This window comes from Agromyces chromiiresistens, from assembly GCF_029167465.1.
Lineage (GTDB): Bacteria > Actinomycetota > Actinomycetes > Actinomycetales > Microbacteriaceae > Agromyces > Agromyces chromiiresistens.
Map to the genome: position 1 here is coordinate 86,322 of NZ_JARFNL010000004.1, position 17,549 is coordinate 103,870.

The window sequence follows — 17,549 nt, forward strand, 5'->3', positions numbered from 1 at the left end:
CCCGGCGTAGCCTGAATCCCGAACCATGAGCGGAGATCGCCGTTCGGCGACGAAGCGAGGGGAGACGATGATGGCTGGGCACTTCGATGCGGTCTCGAGCATCACGATCGACGCGCCGCGCGAGCGCGTCTGGGCGGTGGTGACCGACCCGGCCGCGGCGCGTGAGTTCATGTTCGGCACCGAACTCGTGACCGATTGGTCGGTGGGCGGCCCGGTCCGCTGGCGCGGAGTCTGGGAGGGGAAGCCCTACGAGGACCACGGCGTCGTGCTCGAGTTCGCACCGCCCGAGCGCCTCGTGCACACCCACTTCAGCCCGCTGAGCGGCGAGGCCGATGCGCCCGAGCACCACCACACCCTGACCTGGGCCCTGCGAGATGCCGGCGGGGCGACCGAGCTGACGCTCACCCAGGACAACAATCCGACGGCCGAGGCCGCGCAGCACTCGAAGGCGATGTGGGACACGCTCGTCGCGAAGGTGAAGGAACTCTCGGAGCAGGCCTGACGCCGCCGTCGCGACGCGGTGCGGCGGCGGGCCCGGACGTCTTCGAATCGATTCGGCCTAGAATCGGGCGCATGCAGCCCGAACCCGCAGCCCCGGCCGCCTCCCGGCCGACGCTCGCCGACGTCGCCGCGAAGGCCGGCGTCTCCGCGTCGACGGCCTCGCTCGCATTCAGCGGGTCCGGCCCCGTCTCGGACGCGACGAAGCAGCGCGTGCTCGACGCGGCCGCCGCGCTCGGCTACGGCGGGCCCGACCCGCGCGCCCGCTCGCTGCGGCAGGGGCGGTCGGGCATCGTCGGCGTCGTGCTCGAGGAGCGGGTGCGAGCAGCGTTCCTCGACCCGGTGAAGATCCAGATGCTCGACGGCATCACCGAGGGCATCGCCCCGCTCGGCGCCGGCCTGCTGCTGCTCACCGACACCGGCGAACCCGGCGAGAACGCCGTCAACATCGAGAGCGCCCCCGTCGATGCGGTCGTGCTCATCGGGTGCAGCCCGCGACTCGCGGTGTCGATCGAGGCGCTCCGGCGCCGAGGCATCCCCGCCGTCGCCATCGAGGGCGACACCGGCGAGGGCCTGCCCGAGATCTCGATCGACAACCACCAGGCCACCCGGCGGGGCGCCGACTACCTGCGCAAGCTCGGGCACACGCGCGTCGCACTCGTGACGCTGCCCTTCGACGCGGCGCGAACGCGCGGGCCGCTCACCCCCGAGCTCGAGCAGTCGGGCACCGCGGCGACCGCACGCGACCGGCTCGCGGGGGCCCGCGAGATCTTCCCCGACATCACCGGCCAGGTCGCCGGGGCGAGCTCGATCGAAGAGGGCCTCGAGGCCGCCCGCGCGCTGCTCGCCGACCCCGCGACGCGTCCGACTGCGATCATCGCGCAGAGCGACCTGCTCGCGGCCGGCGTGATCCGCGCCGCCGAGGAGCTCGGCATCGCCGTGCCGGCCGAGCTCAGCGTCATCGGGTTCGACGGCATCCGCGTCGACGGGCTGCAGCACGACCTGACGACGCTCTCGCAGCCGTCGGTCGCGAAGGGGCGGGCCGCCGGCGAGGCGGTCGTGAGCCTGCTCGCGGGCGAGTCGCCCGAGTCGGTCTGCTTCACGAGCACCCTGCACGTCGGCGACACGACCGCCCCGCCGCCCGCCCGCTGAGGGCAGAGCGAGGGCCGGTCGTAGGCTGACCGCATGAGCCTCGACCTCGCAGCGATCTACCGCGACCTGCACGCCAACCCCGAACTCTCGTTCCAGGAGCACCGCACCGCCGCCATCGTCGCGGAGACCCTGACCGGGCTCGGCTTCGACGTCGTGACGGGGCTCGGCACCACCGGCGTCGCGGGCGTGCTCGCGAACGGCGCCGGCCCGACGGTGCTGCTGCGCGCCGACATGGACGCGCTGCCCGTGCTCGAGGACACCGGACTGCCATACGCCAGCACCGCACGCGGGACGGACGCCGACGGCAACGACGTGCCGGTGATGCACGCATGCGGCCACGACGTGCACGTGACGTGCCTGCTCGGTGCGGCCGAACGGATGGCCGCCGAGCGCTCCCGGTGGTCGGGCACGCTCGTCGTCGTCTTCCAGCCCGCCGAAGAGCTCGGCGGCGGCGCCGAGTCGATGGTCGCCGACGGCCTCTTCGACCGCGTGCCCCGGCCCGACATCGTGCTCGGCCAGCACGTCGCCCCGCTGCCCGCGGGATTCGCGGGCGTGCACGCCGGCGTCGCGATGGCGGCGGCCGACGAGCTGACGGTGCGCGTGCACGGCGTCGGCGGCCACGGCTCGCGCCCCGAGGCGACGATCGACCCGGTGCTGCTCGCCGCGGCGATCACCGTGCGGCTGCAGGGGGTCGTCGCCCGCGAGATCGCCGCGACCGATGCCGCCGTCGTCACCGTCGGGCAGTTGCACGCCGGCACGAAGCACAACATCATCCCGTCCGAGGCGATGCTCGGCATCAACGTGCGCAGCTTCGACGAGTCGGTGCGCACGAAGGTGCTCACCGCGATCGAGCGCATCGCGACGGGCGAAGCGGCCGCCTCGGGCGCCCCTCGTGACCCCGACTTCGACTACGGCGCGCGGTTCCCGGCCACCGTCAACGACGCGGATGCCTCGGAGCGCACCGCCGCGGCGCTGCGCCGTGCGCTCGGCGAGGGGCGGGTGTTCGACCCGGGCGTCGTTTCGGGCAGCGAGGACGTCGGCGTCTTCGCGACCGCCGCGGGCGTGCCGCTCGTCTACTGGTTCCTCGGCGGATTCGACCCGTCGCTGTTCGACCCCGCCGCGCTCGCCGCGGGGCGACTGCCCGAGAACCTGCCCTCGAACCACTCGCCGAAGTTCGCGCCGGTCATCGACCCGACCCTCGAGAGCGGCGTCGCGGCCCTCGTCGCCGCCGCGCGCGAGTGGCTCGGTGCGTCGGTCGGGTAGACCCGCGGTCGTCTCGATGCGCCTGAGGTGAGTCGTCGCGCCTGAAGCGAGTTGCAACCTCGTTCTCGCGCGCGAACCTCCTTCAGCGGGGCAGCGGGCGTGACCGGCCCGGTCGAGGTCAGGCGGGCGCGCCCGTGACCATCCACCGCTCGCCGCGCGCCCGGAGCCCGAGGGTCACCGCGCGCGCCGCCAGGTAGCCGATGGCGAACGCCGCCATGAGCCAGGCGGGCCCCGCGGCACCCGGCGGGGCCACCGACGCGACGCCGAGGGCGAGCGGCACGAACACGGCGAGGTTCACGAGGCCGGTCCAGGCGAGGTAGCGGGCGTCGCCGGCGCCGATGAGCACGCCGTCGAGCACGAAGACGAGGCCGCCGAGCGGTGCCGACAGGCCGAGCACGACGAGCGCCGGCGGCAGCAGGGCGGCCACCTCGGCCGAACTCGTGAACAGCCCGGGCAGCACCCAGGCGAGCGCGATGAGCAGCGCCCCGATGGCCGCACCCGACCCGATGCCCCACTCGATGCAGCGTTGCAGCACGCGCCGGACGGCCGTGACGTCGCCGGCGCCGAGCCCTCGCCCGACGAGGGCCTGTGCGGCGATCGCGAGCGCGTCGAGCGCGAAACCGAGCGTGAAGTAGATCGTCATCGCGACCTGGAACGCGGCGAGCTCGTTCGACCCGAGCGAGGTCGCCGCCCAGGTGGCGAGCAGCAGCGCGACGCGCAGGCTCGCGGTGCGCACGAACAGCCAGCCGCCCGACTTCGCCCCGCGCAGCACCCCGGCGTGGTGGGGCCACGGGCTCGCCCCCGCCCGGCGCGCGTGCGTCGCGACGACGACGAGGTAGACGACGACCATGCCCCACTGCGCGATCACCGTGCCGACGGCCGAGCCCGCGATGCCCCACCCCGCGACGTAGATGAACACGTAGTTGAGCGCGATGTTGACGGCGAAGCCGATGCCCGCGACCCAGAGCGGGGTCTTCGTGTCCTGCAGGCCGCGCAGGAGTCCGGTCGCCGCGAACACGATCAGCATCGCCGGCAGGCCGCCCATCGAGATCGACAGGTACGTGGATGCCTCGGCCGTGACTTCGCTCGTCGCCCCGAACAGCCCCACGAGCCACGGTGCCGCGAACCACCCGCCGACGGCGAGCACGACGCCGATGCCGAGGGCGAGCCAGAGCCCGTCGATGCCCGACGCGACCGCGCCGCGCAGGTCGCCGGCGCCGAGCCTGCGGGCGACCGCGGGCGTCGTGGCGTAGGCGAGGAACACCATCAGCCCGATGATCGTCTGCAGCACCGCGCTCGCGAGCCCGAGCCCGGCGAGGGGCTCCGCACCGAGGTGGCCGACCATCGCCGTGTCGGCCAGCAGGAACAGCGGTTCGGCGATGAGCGCGCCGAGCGCGGGAATCGCGAGGCGGAGGATGTCGCGGTCGACGGCGCGCCCCGCCGACCGTGCGGCCGCGGAGCTCGCGGCGGGGTCGGTCGGGTCGGTCGACGAGCCCGTGGTGCCGGCGGTGCCCGGTTCGGAGGCGTCGGAGCGATTCATGTGCCCTCGAGCCTACGTCGGGCCGGTGACACGACCGGATGCCGGCCGGGGCGCTCCGGCATCCGGTCGTCTTCGGGAACCGGCGCGGCGCTCGGGCTGCGCGCCGGCCCGGCTCACGCGGCGGTGCGCACGCTCCGCTCCTCGCCCCGCTCGATGCGGTCGACCGCGGCGACGCCGCCGCCGACGAAGGCCGTGACGGCGTCGAGCGTGCGGTCGGCCCCGAGCAGCCTGACGTGACCGGATCCGCTGGACAGCAGCATCCTCGACCGGTCGCCGTGCGCTGCGTGCAGCAGCTCGCTCTGCGCGGCGTCGATCTCGCGGTCTTCACGGTCGTGCAGCAGCAGCAGCTCGACCGACGCCGGCAGCGGTGCGGCGAGCGTGTCGAAACGACGCCACGGGTCGGACGCGTCGGGGAAGACCCGCCGGGTGTAGCGCTCGCGCTGGATCGCGGCGGCCTGCTCGCTGAGACCGACGCCGTGCGCGAAGGCGTCGAACAGGTAGCGGCCCGACGACATCGGCGCGAGCCCGACGACACCGCGCGTCGAGACGCCGTCGCGCACCGCGGTCATCGTCGTGAGCGCGCCGAGCGAGTGGCCGATGATCGCCTCGAAGCGGCCGTACTTGAGGTGCAGCCGGTTGATCGCCTCCACCCACGAACGGATGTCGGTGCGCCGGCCCGCCGCGTCGCCGTGCGCCGGTGCGTCGAATGCGACGAGGTGGAAGCCCGCGGCGCGCAGCTCGCGGATGATCGGCGCGAACTGCGAGGCGCGGCCGCGCCAGCCGTGCACCAGCAGAACGGTGCGGGGGCCCGTGCCCCATTCGTAGAGCACGCCGTCGCCGTGCGGCAGCGGCAGCGGGTGCCGCTCGGCGGCGAGGTGCACGGGCTGCTCGCTCGGATGCACGACGCGCGACGGGCGCGTGCGCTCGAACATGGGGCCGGCGATGCCCGCGGCGAGTGCGGGCGAGACGCGGTCGGCGGTGCGCACCGCGCTGAGCGCGGCGTTCGTCATCTGGACGGAGGTCGACAGAGCCATGGATGATCCTTCCGGGAGTGGCTCGCGTAGGGGCGCGCATCGCACACTCTCCTCGCGCGTCGCCGCCGCCGACATGGACCCATGTCGCCATTCGCCGCGGCGGCGGCACCCAGAACGGGGGTCGGGGCCTCGCGACGCCTCGCTCAGTCGGCCGCGCCGTCGAGGTACCGGATCACCGCGAGCACCCGGCGGTGATCGTCGGCCGTGACGGGCAGCCCGAGCGCGTCGTAGATGCCCGAGGTGTGCTGCACGATCGCCTTCTCGGTGAGCACGAGCCGTTGCCCGATCCAGGCGTTGCTCCGACCTTCCGCCATGTAGGCGAGCACCTCGCGCTGGCGGCGCGTGAGTCGCCGCACGTCGCCGCCGCCGCGCCCGGCGCGCGAGATGAGCACCGCGACCACCTCGGGGTCGAGCGCCGTGCCGCCCTCGGCGACGCGGCGGAGGTCGTCGCGGAACGCGCCGACATCGGCGATCCGCTGCTTCAGCAGGTACCCGATCCTGGATGCCTCGCCCCCGAGCAGCTCGAGCGCGTAGCGCCGCTGCACGTACTGCGAGAGCACGACGATCGCGATGTCGGGGCGCTCGTTCCGGATGCGGAGGGCCGCTCGCAGGCCCTCGTCGCTGTGCGACGGCGGCATCCGGATGTCGGTGATCACGAGATCGGGCCCGTGCGCGTCGACGGCGCCGAGCAGCTCGTCGGCATCGCCCGCCGCGGCGACGACCTCGAACCCGCCCTCCTCGAGCAGCAGTCGCAGCCCCTGCCGCAGCAGGGTCTCGTCTTCGGCGATCACGACCCGCACGGCAGCTCCGCCCTGAGGCTCGTGCCACCGCCGGGGACGTTCCGCAGCGACATCCTGCCCCCGACCGCATCGATGCGGTCGGCGAGCCCCGCGAGCCCGCGGCCGCGATGCACGCCCGTCCCGCCGACGCCGTCGTCGGCGATCTCGACGGCGAGCACGTCGCCCTCGCGGGTCAGGCTGACCGACGCGGATGCCGCGCGCGCATGCTTGACCGTGTTGGCGAGCCCCTCGGCGACGACGAAGTACGCGACGTTCAGGACGGTCGGCGACAGCGGCGCGTCGAGTCCCTCGGCGCGCAACGTCGTCGGAATCGGCATCCGGTCGACGAGGTCCTCCGCGGCGAGCACCAGTCCGCGCTCGACGAGCGCCGACGGCATCACCTCGTGCACGAGCCGGCGCAGCTCGTCGGCCGCCTCCTCGATGCCCTGACGCAGGTGCAGCGCACGATCGCGGACGGCCTCGACCTGCGCGTCGTCGTGGATGCGCCCCGCCTCGAGTGCGAGCAGCACGAGCTGCACCTGGAGCCCGTCGTGCAGGTCCTTCGCGATGCGGGCGCGCTCCCGGTCGGCCGCCTCGACGAGGCGCACGCGCGAGTGCCGCAGCGCCGTCTGGCTCGCTCGCAGCTCGGTCGTGAGCCGTTCGCGCGCGATCGCGATCGCAGCGACCCGGCCGACGGCCTGCACGCGCTGCTGGTCGCCCACGAGCCTGGCGTCGTACACGATCGCGCCGACCGGGGCGCCGTCGGACTCGATGACGGCGAAGCCGCGACCGGGATCGTCGGGCGGGTCGACGCCGATGCCCTGCTCGTCGACGAATCCCTCGCGCACCGGCAGCCAGTAGACGAGCTCGACGCTCGGATCGCCGAGCGCGCGCGCGATGGCGGAGCGCAACGGCTCGCGTCCGGACTCGGTGCCGAGCCACGCCGCGAGCTCCTCGAGCTCGGCCGTGCGCTCGAAGCCGCCGACGAGCACCCCGACCGTGAAGGCGACGGCGACGCCGGCGATGAGCGCGAGCTGGACGGCGACGACGGCGGGCACCGGCAGGGCGACGTCGAGGCTCGCGCTCGCCGGGATGAGCACGACCGACGCCATGCCGTAGCCGTAGAGCGGCACCAGCACGCGCCGGCGGCCGGGCGACGTCGCGCGCAGCCGCATGCCGAGCACGACCGCCGTCGCGACGACGACGACGAGCCCGGCCCACCGCTGCACCTCGCCGCCGATCGTCGCGAGCCCCGCGTTCGCCGGGATCGCGGGGGCGAACAGGCCCATGCCCCACACGTAGACCGGGGTCTGCAGCACGAGCGCGACGAAGTAGCCCGCGAGCGCGATCGCGCGGGAGGTCCGGTCGGGCAGCCGGCCGGACGGGAAGGCGAGCAGCAGGTGCACGATGACGGCGACGATGACGGTCGCGAAGACGCTGCCGACCACGATGCCGAACTGGATGCCGGTGTTGAGCAGGCCGCCGGCGAGCAGCGAGATGCCGCCGACCCAGATGAGCAGGCCGGTGCGACTGCTCGGCCGTCGGCGCCACGCGATCGTTCCCGCGACGAACCAGACGAGCGCGACGGCGGGGAACAGGGCGATCACCCAGAACTCGGGCGGGATGGGGAGGAGCAGCGCGAACTCGAGCGCGGCGAACAGCACGCCGAGCACCATCATGAGGGTGAGCGCGGCGCCCAGCGATCGTGCGAGCGGGGGCGCCGACCAGTCCGATGCCATGCCCCTCCGCCCCGCGCCGACCCGGCGCCCAGCCCCATCTTGGCCGAGGCCGTCGGCGAACGGAATGGACCTGGATCGCGTCATCCCCGTGAGGAGGGTCGGGCGAGCGGGGGCGAGCCGACGGCTCAGGCGTCGACGATCTCCTTGCCGAGGGGCGCGAGCGAGACGGGCACGAGCTTGAAGTTCGCGATGCCGAGCGGGATTCCGATGATCGTGATGCAGAGCAGCAGGCCCGTGACGATGTGCTCGAGCGCGAGCCACCAGCCGGCGAGGATGACCCAGATCACGTTGCCGATGAACGACCACGCGCCCGAGGTCGGCTTCTGCACGACCGTGCGGCCGAACGGCCACAGGGCGTACATCGCGATGCGGAACGACGCGATGCCCCACGGGATCGTCACGATCAGGATGCACATCACGACGCCCGCGAGCACGTACGACAGAAACAGCCAGATGCCCGAGAGCACGAGCCAGATGATGTTCAGCAGCGTCTTCATGTCGATCCTCAGCCTATGCGCCGGAAGCCGAGCATAGGCTGTTGCGCATGACCGACGTCGCGCTGCCCTCCGGAATCACGCTTGACGAGCTCGACCCGGGCGTGCGCCCGCAGGACGACCTGTTCCGGCACGTCAACGGCAGGTGGATCGAACGCACCGACATCCCCGCCGACAAGGCGCGCTACGGCTCCTTCTACGTGCTGCACGAGGAGGCCGAGGAGGCCGTGCGCGAGATCATCGAGGAGTCGCAGCAGGCCGAGCCCGGCACCGAGGCCCGCAAGGTGGGCGACCTCTACGCGAGCTTCATGAACGAGGACCGGGCCGAGCTGCTCGGGGTCACGCCGATCGCCGGCCAGTTGCTCGAGGTGTCGCTCGTGAACTCGATCGGCAGTTTCGTCGAGACCCTCGGCCGGCTCGAGCGGCAGGGCGTGTCGGGCTTCGCGCAGCTCTACGTCGACAACGATCCGGGCGACCCCGAGCGCTATCTCGTCTTCGTCGAGCAGGGCGGCATCGGCCTGCCCGACGAGAGCTACTTCCGCGAGGACCGCTTCGAGCCGATCCGCGCGGCCTACCGCGAGCACCTCGAGCGGATGCTGCGGCTCGCGCAGTTCGACGCGGCCGCCGAGCGGGCGGCCCGCGTGTTCGAGCTCGAGACCGAGATCGCGAGGGTGCACTGGAACAACGTCGACTCGCGCGACAGCGAGAAGACCTACAACCTGAAGAGCTGGGCGGATGCCTCGGCGCTGGCGTTCCCCGGCGCCGAGCCCGCGGGTTCGGGGCTGTCGGTCTGGCGCGACGCGATGGGCGTTCCGTCGGGCGCCTTCGACGAGCTCGTCGTGCGGCAGCCGTCGTTCGTGCAGGGCCTCGGCCGGCTGCTGACCGAGGACCGGCTGCCCGCCTGGCGCGACTGGCTGGCCTGGCAGGTCGTGCGCTCGAGCGCGGCCTACCTCTCGAGCGACCTCGTCGAGGCCAACTTCGACTTCTACGGCCGCACGCTCACCGGCACGCCGCAGATGCGCGAGCGGTGGAAGCGCGGGGTCTCGCTCGTCGAGGGCGCCATGGGCGAGGCGGTCGGCCGCATCTACGTCGAACGGCACTTCCCGCCCGCGGCGAAGGAGGCGATGGACGAGCTCGTCGCGAACCTCGTCGCGGCCTACCGCGAGTCGATCGAGGGCCTCGACTGGATGGGGAAGGCCACCAAGAAGAAGGCGCTCGACAAGCTCGCGAAGTTCACGCCGAAGATCGGCTACCCCGTGAAGTGGCGCGACTACTCGACCCTCGAGATCACCGACGACCTCGTCGGGAACGTGCGCGCGACGGCCGAGTTCGAGTTCAAGCGCGAGCTCGGCAAGGTCGGCGGGCCGATCGACCGCGACGAATGGTTCATGACCCCGCAGACGATCAACGCGTACTACAACCCCGGCTTCAACGAGATCGTGTTCCCTGCGGCGATCCTGCAGTTCCCGTTCTTCGACGCCGGCCGCGACGCCGCGGCGAACTACGGCGCGATCGGCGCGGTGATCGGACACGAGATCGGGCACGGCTTCGACGACCAGGGGTCGAAGTACGACGGCGACGGGCGCCTCACCGACTGGTGGACGGCCGACGACCGCGCCGCCTTCGAGGAGCGCACGAAGGCGCTCATCGAGCAGTACGACGCGCTCGTTCCCGCCCAGCTCGCCGACGGCGCGCCCGGGTCCGAGGGTGCCGCGGGCGAGGCATCCACCCAGGGCGGGGCCGAGGCGAACGGGGCGCCGCACGTGAACGGCGCGCTCACGATCGGCGAGAACATCGGCGACCTCGGCGGGCTCGCGATCGCGTGGAAGGCGTACGTGCTCTCGCAGGGCGGCGACGTCGACGGGGCTCCCGAGATCGACGGGTACTCGGCGGTGCAGCGGTTCTTCCTGTCGTGGGCGCAGGCCTGGCAGATGAAGGGCCGCGACGAGGAGGTGGTGCGCCTGCTCGCGATCGATCCCCACTCGCCGAACGAGTTCCGGTGCAACCAGATCGTCCGCAACATCGATGAGTTCTACACTGGCTTCGGAGTGACTGAAGAGGACGCCCTCTGGCTCGACCCTGCCGAGCGGGTGACCATCTGGTAGTCGCAGATCCGAAGTCCGAGTATCCGAACATCTCGAGCGCGCCGCGGCCTGCGGTGGGGGAGCGCCGACCGTCCGAGGAAGAGCGTGCAAGCACCGTGGTGACGTCGTCGCAGGGATCCGAGCGACGCGCACGTCATGCCGATCTGCGCAAGGGCAAGCACCGCACCGAGGAGCCGGGCGAGAACTTCGCCCGCGGGTTCGCCGCGCTCGGCGAGCTCGCGCTCGCCGGGGTGCAGGTCTCGGCCCGCGCGACCGACCTCGCGACCGGCAAGGTGCTGTTCTCGGTCGACGACCACGTCGTGATGCCGACCGCCTCGATCGGCAAGGTGCTGCTGCTCGTCGAGATCGCCTCGCGCCTCGTCGGGGCGAGCACCGAGACGTTCACCGTGCTCGACCGCGCTCCCCGCGATGCGGCCGGCGACTCGGGCATCTGGCAGCACCTGCAGTCGCCGTCGCTGCCGATCGCCGACCTCGCCGCACTCGTCGGCGCGACGAGCGACAACCTCGCGACGAACGTGCTCATCCGCCACATCGGCCTCGAGGCGGTGCGCGCGCGCACCGAGACGCTCGGCCTCACGCGAACCGCGCTGCTCGACCTCGTGCGCGACCACCGCGGGCCCGACGACGCCCCGCAGCTCTCGATCGGCTCGGCGAAGGAGCTCACCTGGCTCTTCGCCTCGCTCGCCCGCGGCGAGATCGTCTCGCCCGAGGTGTCGCAGCGCGTCGTCGGCTGGCTCTCGCTCAACGCCGATCTCTCGATGGTCGCCTCGGCGTTCGGGCTCGACCCGCTCTCGCATCGCACGCCCGACCACGGCGTGCTGCTCATGAACAAGACCGGCACCGACGGGGGAGTGCGCAGCGAGGTCGGTGTGCTGCGGGGGCCGCGCGCGAGCGTCGCCTACGCCGTCTCGATGTACTACGCCGACACGATGCTCTCGTCGCGCCTCGCGGTGCTCGACGGCATGCGCCAGGTCGGCATGGACCTGCTCGAGTTCGTGCACTGAGGTGCTCGCCCGAATGCTGATCCGCACGTACCGCGTGGACGACCGCGCGGCCGTCGACCGGCTTCTCGCCGAGGCGTTCTCGGGGCCGCAGCCCGACGGTTCGCCGGCGGCGTCGCCGCCGATCGAGGTCGTGCTCAACACGGCGCTCGTCACCTCGGTGGAGTTCCTGCCGCACCTCGCCCTCGTCGCCGAGATCGACGGGGCGGTCGCCGGCTACTGCATCACGACGAGGGGGTGGGTCGGCGACGGGCCCGCGCTCGGGCTCGGCCCCATCGGGGTCGATCCCTCAGCGCAGCGGCGCGGCATCGGCTCGGCGCTCGTGCGCGAGACGTTGCGGCTCGCCGCGGAGCACGGCGAACGAGTCGTGGCGCTGCTCGGCGACCCGGCGTACTACGGCCGGCTCGGCTTCGTGCCGAGCGTCGACCTCGGCATCACGCCGCCCGAGCCGGCCTGGGGCGCGTACTTCCAGGCGATCCGGCTCGGCGCGGCCGAGGCGGACGCCCCGGTCGGCGCGTTCCGCTACGCGGCCCCGTTCGACGAGCTCTGACCCGCTCCCGGCTGCTCCGCGGGTTGGTCGGCGGCGTCGGCCGTGGCGTCGGCGACGGCGAGCTGCCGGATGCCGGTGACCACCGCGTCGACCGTCTCGGTCGCGCCGAGCACCCGGAAGTGGCCGGCGACCGGCACCTGCACGTTGGTCGCCCCGTCGAGCGCGCTTCCCTTCGGCACGTGCGGGTCGAACGGCCCGAACACCGAGACGATCCGCGAGTTCACCGAGACGCCGTCGGCGAGCTCGACGATGATCGGCGCATCGGGATCGAACTCGCGCAGGGCCCGGTCGAACATGAATCGCGAGTAGATCGAACCGCCGAACGGCGTCGCGATCGCGACCATGCCGAGCAGGCCGAGCGACGGCGCGTCGTCGTCGAGCAGCATGCGCTTCGCGACGAGCCCGCCCTTCGAGTGGGCGACGAGCACCTGGCCGGCCGCCGGGATCGACACCCGGGCGAGCGCGCGCGAGACGCGGGCGGCGGTCTCGGGGATGTCGAGCAGGTTCGCCCCGAGGCCGTGCACGACGCGCACGCGGTGGCCGCGGGCGTTGAGCGCGTCGCCGAGGAGTCGCAGGAACGACCAGTGCTCGTACACGCCCGGCAGCAGCACGATCGTCGGGAGCGCGGTGTCGCCGCGCGACCATTTCGCGGGCGGCTTCCAGGCACCGAGCACGGCGAGCTGGCGCCATCCCGCGTAGAGGTAGTCGAGCGCCCACCAGCGGATGATCTTCGCCAGGGGCGGCCGCCGGCGGGCGGGCACGACGACGGCGCCGTCAGCAGGCCCGACGACCCGGCCGACCGCCTCGCCCCTCGCGTGGGCGGCGATCAGGTTCGCGACCCGCGCTCCCGCCGTGATCATCGTCTCGTGTCCACGGCCCGGCACCTCGGCGTACCGGCCGTCGCCGACGAGCGATGCGACCCGCTCGGCCCACTCGCGCGGCACGAGGCGATCGCGTTCGCCCCGGATCACGAGGGTGCGGGCCGCGACGTTCGGCAGCGTGAGCTCCACGCGGTGCTCGATGACCGGCGGCAGGCTCTCGAGGTACCAGGAGACCCCCGCCTTCGCATACGAGACGACGCCGAGCCCGAGCACCTTCGGGTGGGTGAGCGAGAGGTCCTGCAGGAGCCGCAGGGCCTGCTTGCCGGCCGAGCGTTCGCGAGGGTTCACCGTCGGCGCGATGAGCACGATGCGCTCGAACAGCTCGGGATGCCACGCCGCCGCCTCGGCGACGGCCTGGGCCCCCGCGCTGTGGCCGACGAGCACCGGGTCGGCGATGCCCTCCGCCCGCACGAGATCGGCGAGGAGGTCGCCGGCCCCGCGCATCGTGAGCGGCTCGTCGGGCTGGGGCGCGTCGCCGAAGCCCGGGAGGTCGAGTGCGTAGACCGTGCCGCTGCGCCCGAGCTCCGCCGCGACATCCGACCAGTACTCGTGGGCCATGCCGATGCCGTGCACGAGCACGTAGCCCGGGCCGTCGTCGCGACCGCTGCGCGTGATGCGCGTGACGCGGCCTCCGGTGCGGAATACGCGAGTCGACGCCATGCCCCGCAGTCTATGGGGACGGGCGGGGTCCGGACACGGCGCCCCGGCGCTCACTCGGCGGCCGGGACCGTGCTCAGTCGATCAGGCCGGTCGCAGCGAGCCGGGCGAGCACCTCGCGCCCGGCGGGCGGGCAGCGGTCGGCGTCGGCCGTGGTCACCCAGTGCAGGCTGCCGACCTCGGCGGAGGGCGCCGGCGAGGCATCCGTGTCGGTCTGGAAGACCCGCATGCGCACGAGCCGGCCGTCGGGCTCGCCGTGCGCCTGGGTGACGACCTCGAACAGCTCGTCGAGGGAGGCAGGGTCGAGCTCGAGCGCGACCTCTTCGAACGCCTCGCGCGCGGCCGCTTCGGCGGCCGTCTCGCCCGCATCGATCTTGCCGCCGGGCATGTAGTAGACCTCGCGATCACGGGCGGTGACCATGAGCACCCGACGGTCGCGCACGAGCGCGATCGCGGAGACGAGGAGGTCGGGCAGCTGGGGCATCCGTTCAAGCCTAGAGTGCCGTCGCCCGTAGGATGGTGGCACCGCCGGGCTGTCCGCCCGAGATCTCCACCCCCGACCATTGGAGCCACCGTGGCCGCACCCAGCCGTCTCGAATCCGTCATCGCCCTCGCCCAGCACCGGGGGTTCGTCTTCCAGGCCGGCGAGATCTACGGCGGTTCGCGTTCGGCGTGGGACTACGGCCCCCTCGGCGTCGAGTTGAAGGAGAACATCAAGCGGCAGTGGTGGCGCTACATGGTCACCCGCCGTGACGACGTCGTCGGCCTCGACTCGAGCGTCATCCTGCCGAAGCAGGTCTGGGTGGCCTCGGGCCACGTGGGCGTCTTCACCGACCCGCTCGTCGAGTGCCTGCACTGCCACAAGCGCTTCCGCGAGGACCACCTGCTCGAGGCGTATGAGGAGAAGAAGGGCCGCACCCCCGAGAACGGCATGGGCGACATCGCCTGCCCGAACTGCGGCACCCGCGGCGAGTGGACCCCGCCCCGCGACTTCAACATGATGCTGCAGACCTACCTCGGCCCGGTGCAAGACGAGTCGGGCCTGCACTACCTGCGCCCCGAGACCGCGCAGGGCATCTTCACGAACTTCGCCAACGTGCTGCAGGCGGCGCGCATGAAGCCGCCGTTCGGCATCGGGCAGATCGGCAAGTCGTTCCGCAACGAGATCACGCCCGGCAACTTCATCTTCCGCACTCGCGAGTTCGAGCAGATGGAGCTCGAGTTCTTCGTCGAGCCCGGCACCGACGACGAGTGGTTCCAGTACTGGCTCGACTACCGCTGGAACTGGTACGTCGACCTCGGCGTCGACCCCGAGAACCTGCGCCTCTTCGAGCACCCGAAGGAGAAGCTCAGCCACTACTCGAAGCGCACCGTCGACATCGAGTACCGCTTCGGCTTCACCGGCGGCGAGTGGGGCGAGCTCGAGGGCGTCGCGAACCGCACCGACTTCGACCTCTCGACGCACTCCGAGCACTCGGGCAAGGAGCTCAGCTACTTCGACCAGTCGAAGAACGAGCGCTGGATCCCCTACGTGATCGAGCCCGCAGCGGGCCTCACCCGCTCGCTCATGGCGTTCCTCGTCGACGCGTACCACGTCGAGGAGGTGCCGAACGCGAAGGGCGGCACCGATACCCGCACCGTGCTGAAGCTCGACCCGCGCCTCTCGCCCGTCAAGGCCGCCGTGCTGCCGCTCAGCCGCAACGAGAAGCTCTCGCCGCTCGCGCGCGAGGTCGCCGCGTCGCTGCGCCAGTACTGGAACGTCGACTTCGACGATGCCGGCGCGATCGGCCGCCGCTACCGCCGCCAGGACGAGATCGGCACCCCGTTCTGCATCACGGTCGACTTTGACTCGCTCGACGACGACGCCGTGACGGTGCGAGACCGCGACACGATGGAGCAGCAGCGCGTGCCGCTCGCCGAGCTCGAGGGCTTCCTCGCGGCGCGGCTCATCGGGGCGTAGGGCGTCCGTGCCCGCCTCGGCCGAGCCCGTCGACGGCACGACCGCGACCGCGGCGACCGGCGCGGCCGCGGCGACCGGCGCAGCGTTCCCGTTCGACATCGCGTCGATCGAGGGTGCCCCGCTGCGGACCGACCGCATGACGCTGCGCCCGATCTCGCCCGATGACAGCGACGACGTCTGGGAGTACCAGCGCCTGCCCGAGGTGCTGCGCTACATCCCGTGGCCGCCGCGCAGCCGCGAGGACGCGCACGTGCACACGCTGAAGCGCGCCGGCATGCGGGTGCTCGCCGCCGACGGCGACGCGACCCACTTCGCGATGGTGCTGCACGGCGAGCCGTCCGTCGGCGTGCCGGTCGCGGGCGGCGCCGGCGCCGAGGCATCCGCCCCTCGCGACCGCGTGGTGGGCGACGTGATGCTGCGGGTCGGCAGCATCGAGAGCGCGCAGGTCGAGATCGGCTGGGTGCTGCATCCTGCGTTCCAGGGTCGCGGGCTCGCGCGCGAGGCCGCCGCCGAGGTGCTGCGCTTCACCTTCGAGGTCATCGGTGCGCACCGCGTGTTCGCCCACCTCGATGCGCGCAACACCGCCTCGGCCGCGCTGTGCCGCCGGCTCGGCATGCGCCTCGAGGGCACGATGCTCGAGGAGATCCTCGAGGACGACGGCTGGCAGGACAGCGAGCTCTACGCGATCCTGCGGCGTGAATGGATGCCTCGGGGCTGAACCCGCGCCGTCGCCCGGCGCAATGGAGGAACTTCTGCGCGACACGCCGGACCTGACGGCGTGCGATCGGCGTGTCGGGCGGATCCTCCTCCAGAGCGGACGATGCGGGACGGGACGATGCCCCTCAGCCCGCGTAGGGCGCGGTGCTCGACCGGATCACGAGCTGCGCCGCCACCTCGGTCGACGCCGGCGGCGCGGTCGGGTCGTCGATGCGTCGCAGCAGGTGCTCGACCGCGAGCGCGGCGATGTCGCCGAACGGCTGGGCGACGGTCGTGAGCGCGGGGCTGCAGTACGCGGCGAGGGCGATGTCGTCGACGCCGACGACCGAGAGGTCTTCGGGCACCCGGCGGCCGAGCTCGTGCAGGGCTCGGATCGCGCCGAACGCCATCTCGTCGCTCGCGACGAAGACGGCCGTCGCCTCGGGGATGCGGCCGAGCAGGAGCCCCGCCTGGTAGCCCGACTCGGGCGACCAGTCGCCGTGGAGGAGCGGCGGCACCTCGCGGCCCGCGGCCTCGAGCGCCGCACGCCAGCCGGCGGCCCGGCCGGTCGAGTCGAGCCACTCGTCGGGTCCGGCGACGTGCCAGACGGTGGGGTGCCCGAGCGACAGCAGGTGCTCGGTCGCGAGCCGGCCCACCTCGAACTGGTCGATCGCGACGACCTCGCTCGACATCGTGCGCGAGCCGTCGATCGTGACGGTCGGGATGCGGCGGGCGATCGTCTCGACCTCGTCGGTGCCGGTCGCCACCGGCACGACGAGCACGATGCCCTCGACCGACTGCCGGTCGAGGCGGGTCATCGCGGCGGCGATCGCCGCAGGGTCGGGCGAGCTCGCCGTCGAGATGTTGACCGCGTAGCCCGCGCGGCGGGCGGCGGACTCGACGCCATGGGTGACGGCGGCGCCAGAGTAGTCGACCGTCGGCAGCACGACGACGCCGATCGTGCGCGTGCGGCCCGACGAGAGCGAGCGCGCGGCGTTGTTCATGCGATAGCCGAGCTCGTCGACCGAGGCGAGCACGCGGTCGCGGGTTGCGGGCTGCACGTTGGGGTGGCCGCTCAGCACACGCGACACCGTCTGCGCCGAGACGCCGGCGTGGGCGGCGACGTCGGCCATGCTCGGCGTGCGCGCGCGTCCGTTCGCGTCGAGTCGCCGCGTCGTGCTCATCTGATGCCCCTTCGCC

At 72.8% G+C, this 17,549-nt stretch carries 16 protein-coding genes; 8 read left to right on the forward strand and 8 right to left on the reverse strand.

Going from position 1 to position 17,549, the window contains the following annotated elements; genetic code table 11:
- The first annotated feature begins 70 nt into the window (after positions 1–70).
- The 3 genes from PX701_RS07900 (at position 71) to PX701_RS07910 (ending at position 2,913) form a co-directional block, all read left to right on the forward strand.
- Entirely contained in the window at positions 71–502 is a 432-nt protein-coding gene (locus tag PX701_RS07900; RefSeq protein WP_275505965.1) for an SRPBCC family protein, read from the forward strand.
- A gap of 71 nt (positions 503–573) precedes the next feature.
- On the forward strand, positions 574–1,650 hold the full coding sequence (locus PX701_RS07905) for a LacI family DNA-binding transcriptional regulator (protein WP_231429134.1): 1,077 nt from the start codon (positions 574–576) through the stop codon (positions 1,648–1,650).
- A gap of 33 nt (positions 1,651–1,683) precedes the next feature.
- Complete coding sequence (locus tag PX701_RS07910; RefSeq protein ID WP_275505966.1) at positions 1,684–2,913, forward strand: amidohydrolase; 1,230 nt, start codon at positions 1,684–1,686, stop codon at positions 2,911–2,913.
- A gap of 118 nt (positions 2,914–3,031) precedes the next feature.
- Here the strand turns inward: PX701_RS07910 and PX701_RS07915 are convergent, their stop codons facing one another.
- The 5 genes from PX701_RS07915 to PX701_RS07935 form a co-directional block, all read right to left on the reverse strand.
- Positions 3,032–4,453 (reverse strand): MATE family efflux transporter, encoded by a 1,422-nt coding sequence (locus PX701_RS07915; protein WP_275505967.1) that lies wholly within the window; start codon positions 4,451–4,453, stop codon positions 3,032–3,034.
- A gap of 113 nt (positions 4,454–4,566) precedes the next feature.
- Positions 4,567–5,487 (reverse strand): alpha/beta hydrolase, encoded by a 921-nt coding sequence (locus PX701_RS07920; RefSeq protein WP_275505969.1) that lies wholly within the window; start codon positions 5,485–5,487, stop codon positions 4,567–4,569.
- A 143-nt stretch (positions 5,488–5,630) separates the two neighbouring features.
- Positions 5,631–6,287 (reverse strand): response regulator transcription factor, encoded by a 657-nt coding sequence (locus tag PX701_RS07925; protein WP_275505970.1) that lies wholly within the window; start codon positions 6,285–6,287, stop codon positions 5,631–5,633.
- Positions 6,275–8,005, reverse strand: a complete 1,731-nt coding sequence (locus tag PX701_RS07930; RefSeq protein WP_275505971.1) for a sensor histidine kinase — start codon at positions 8,003–8,005, stop codon at positions 6,275–6,277. Before PX701_RS07930 ends, PX701_RS07925 begins: the two co-directional genes overlap by 13 nt.
- Positions 8,006–8,130: 125 nt before the next feature.
- A complete protein-coding gene (locus PX701_RS07935) occupies positions 8,131–8,502 on the reverse strand; it encodes a YccF domain-containing protein (protein ID WP_231429128.1) in 372 nt (123 codons plus the stop codon).
- A gap of 47 nt (positions 8,503–8,549) precedes the next feature.
- Here PX701_RS07935 and PX701_RS07940 point away from each other — a divergent pair, with 47 nt between their 5' ends.
- From PX701_RS07940 to PX701_RS07950, 3 genes are all read left to right on the forward strand, one after another.
- Entirely contained in the window at positions 8,550–10,604 is a 2,055-nt protein-coding gene (locus PX701_RS07940; protein WP_231429127.1) for a M13 family metallopeptidase, read from the forward strand.
- 95 nt (positions 10,605–10,699) lie between these two features.
- Positions 10,700–11,608: a serine hydrolase gene (locus PX701_RS07945; protein ID WP_275505972.1), complete on the forward strand. Its 909-nt coding sequence runs from the start codon at positions 10,700–10,702 to the stop codon at positions 11,606–11,608.
- 13 nt (positions 11,609–11,621) lie between these two features.
- On the forward strand, positions 11,622–12,155 hold the full coding sequence (locus PX701_RS07950) for a GNAT family N-acetyltransferase (RefSeq protein WP_275505973.1): 534 nt from the start codon (positions 11,622–11,624) through the stop codon (positions 12,153–12,155).
- Here PX701_RS07950 and PX701_RS07955 read toward each other — a convergent pair.
- Both PX701_RS07955 and PX701_RS07960 read right to left on the reverse strand, forming a co-directional pair.
- Entirely contained in the window at positions 12,128–13,696 is a 1,569-nt protein-coding gene (locus PX701_RS07955; RefSeq protein ID WP_275505974.1) for an alpha/beta hydrolase, read from the reverse strand. The genes PX701_RS07950 and PX701_RS07955 overlap by 28 nt on opposite strands.
- Before the next feature lie 73 nt (positions 13,697–13,769).
- Positions 13,770–14,177, reverse strand: coding sequence for an NUDIX domain-containing protein (locus tag PX701_RS07960; RefSeq protein ID WP_231429122.1), 408 nt, complete (start codon positions 14,175–14,177; stop codon positions 13,770–13,772).
- A 90-nt stretch (positions 14,178–14,267) separates the two neighbouring features.
- On the opposite strand from PX701_RS07960, the gene PX701_RS07965 reads away from it, so the two are divergent.
- Together PX701_RS07965 and PX701_RS07970 are read left to right on the forward strand one after the other, a co-directional pair.
- On the forward strand, positions 14,268–15,653 hold the full coding sequence (locus tag PX701_RS07965) for a glycine--tRNA ligase (RefSeq protein ID WP_275505975.1): 1,386 nt from the start codon (positions 14,268–14,270) through the stop codon (positions 15,651–15,653).
- Between the two features lie 7 nt (positions 15,654–15,660).
- Complete coding sequence (locus PX701_RS07970; protein ID WP_275505976.1) at positions 15,661–16,371, forward strand: GNAT family N-acetyltransferase; 711 nt, start codon at positions 15,661–15,663, stop codon at positions 16,369–16,371.
- A gap of 124 nt (positions 16,372–16,495) precedes the next feature.
- Here PX701_RS07970 and PX701_RS07975 read toward each other — a convergent pair whose 3' ends face one another.
- On the reverse strand, positions 16,496–17,533 hold the full coding sequence (locus PX701_RS07975) for a LacI family DNA-binding transcriptional regulator (RefSeq protein WP_231429119.1): 1,038 nt from the start codon (positions 17,531–17,533) through the stop codon (positions 16,496–16,498).
- Positions 17,534–17,549: the final 16 nt, after the last annotated feature.

Bases quoted from the DNA above. Each gene is read 5' to 3' on its own strand.
- PX701_RS07900 (WP_275505965.1), top strand. From the start codon at position 71: ATGGCTGGGCACTTCGATGCGGTCTCGAGCATCACGATCGACGCGCCG.
- PX701_RS07905 (WP_231429134.1), top strand. From the start codon at position 574: ATGCAGCCCGAACCCGCAGCCCCGGCCGCCTCCCGGCCGACGCTCGCC.
- PX701_RS07910 (WP_275505966.1), top strand. From the start codon at position 1,684: ATGAGCCTCGACCTCGCAGCGATCTACCGCGACCTGCACGCCAACCCC.
- PX701_RS07915 (WP_275505967.1), bottom strand. From the start codon at position 4,453: ATGAATCGCTCCGACGCCTCCGAACCGGGCACCGCCGGCACCACGGGC.
- PX701_RS07920 (WP_275505969.1), bottom strand. From the start codon at position 5,487: ATGGCTCTGTCGACCTCCGTCCAGATGACGAACGCCGCGCTCAGCGCG.
- PX701_RS07930 (WP_275505971.1), bottom strand. From the start codon at position 8,005: ATGGCATCGGACTGGTCGGCGCCCCCGCTCGCACGATCGCTGGGCGCC.
- PX701_RS07935 (WP_231429128.1), bottom strand. From the start codon at position 8,502: ATGAAGACGCTGCTGAACATCATCTGGCTCGTGCTCTCGGGCATCTGG.
- PX701_RS07940 (WP_231429127.1), top strand. From the start codon at position 8,550: ATGACCGACGTCGCGCTGCCCTCCGGAATCACGCTTGACGAGCTCGAC.
- PX701_RS07950 (WP_275505973.1), top strand. From the start codon at position 11,622: ATGCTGATCCGCACGTACCGCGTGGACGACCGCGCGGCCGTCGACCGG.
- PX701_RS07955 (WP_275505974.1), bottom strand. From the start codon at position 13,696: ATGGCGTCGACTCGCGTATTCCGCACCGGAGGCCGCGTCACGCGCATC.
- PX701_RS07960 (WP_231429122.1), bottom strand. From the start codon at position 14,177: ATGCCCCAGCTGCCCGACCTCCTCGTCTCCGCGATCGCGCTCGTGCGC.
- PX701_RS07975 (WP_231429119.1), bottom strand. From the start codon at position 17,533: ATGAGCACGACGCGGCGACTCGACGCGAACGGACGCGCGCGCACGCCG.